The sequence below is a fragment of the Pedobacter sp. CG_S7 genome (genome assembly GCF_040544395.1).
Lineage (GTDB): Bacteria > Bacteroidota > Bacteroidia > Sphingobacteriales > Sphingobacteriaceae > Pedobacter.
Genome location: NZ_JBEONS010000107.1, coordinates 1 through 1057, shown reverse-complemented (window position 1 = coordinate 1057; position 1057 = coordinate 1). Strand labels below are relative to the sequence as shown.

The 1057-nt window shown below is 36.6% G+C and carries 2 protein-coding genes and 1 tRNA gene; 2 read left to right on the top strand and 1 reads right to left on the bottom strand.

Features of this window, described 5'->3' with window-relative positions:
- The first annotated feature begins 366 nt into the window (after positions 1 to 366).
- A complete protein-coding gene (locus tag AAKU52_RS17495; protein WP_354335922.1) occupies positions 367 to 651 on the top strand; it encodes a DUF3817 domain-containing protein in 285 nt (94 codons plus the stop codon).
- 60 nt (positions 652 to 711) lie between these two features.
- A tRNA-Leu gene (locus AAKU52_RS17490) sits at positions 712 to 791 on the top strand.
- Between the two features lie 119 nt (positions 792 to 910).
- Here the strand turns inward: AAKU52_RS17490 and AAKU52_RS17485 are convergent.
- Positions 911 to 1048 carry a transposase gene (locus tag AAKU52_RS17485; protein ID WP_354335923.1) on the bottom strand — a complete coding sequence of 46 codons (138 nt, stop codon included), beginning with the start codon at positions 1046 to 1048 and terminating at the stop codon, positions 911 to 913.
- Positions 1049 to 1057: the final 9 nt, after the last annotated feature.

Sequence of the window (1057 nt, the reverse complement as noted above, 5' to 3'; positions counted from 1 at the left end):
TCTTTTGGCCATCTTTTTTAACTGGTATTATGACCTAATATCAATGGGCAAAGGTTTGCTTGGAGTAATAACTAACTCGAAAACCATAAACAATACACCTTTAAACTAAATTGGGCTTTTTAAGGCTCGACTAGATAAGTTGCTGATTGAAAGTTTGAAGTTTGTACTTAGTCCGAATACACCGCATTTTGGCCTTGTAAATGAAGTTATTGTAAGTTTGTTGTATTGCTGTTGACTAAAGTGTTCTAAGCTTTGGAAATGAGCTGATAAGGTATGAGCCTGAAGTTAATACAATGTCAAAATACTAATTATAAATTTTTAGCTGGGTTGTTTCCTGTATTTTGGGCTAAATACTTTAATAATCTTATGAATACCTTATCGCTTTTTAGAAAAGTTGCTGTTTTAGAGGGCATCTCTTATATTCTTTTACTCTTTATAGCTATGCCTTTGAAATATTTAGCGGACATGCCGCTTGTAGTTAAATATACAGGTTGGGCGCATGGTTTATTGTTTGTTTTATACATTGCTTTTTTTGTAATGGCCTGGATAGAAAGCAAATGGGGTATTGGTAAGGCTGCTTTGATTGTGGGCGCTTCTTTGCTGCCCTTTGCACCATTTTATGTTGATAAAAAGTTGAAAGAAGAAAATTAAAATAAATCTTGTAATTTAGATTGGCAATGTTTATGTTTGCAACCCGCTAACAAAGCAAATGCCCAGCTGGCGGAATTGGTAGACGCGCTGGTCTCAAACACCTGTGGGAAACCGTGCCGGTTCGACTCCGGCGCTGGGTACAAATAGAGATGATAGAAGCCTGTAAACTAAACACTTACAGGCTTTTTTGGGGTCAATATATAGATTCATATACAATGTATATAGGATCAAGTCAAAAAGTTGTGGACTAAGGATGTTTTTAGGCATAAAGTTGAGTAAGGCGGTATAAGAAGAACTCAGTGCTTCTTATACCTCTAAACTGGCTTCTGAATGCCTTTATTTTGGCATTGAATGACTCGGCTGAAGCATTTGTGGAACGGCTATCAAAGTAGTTCAGGATGGTTTG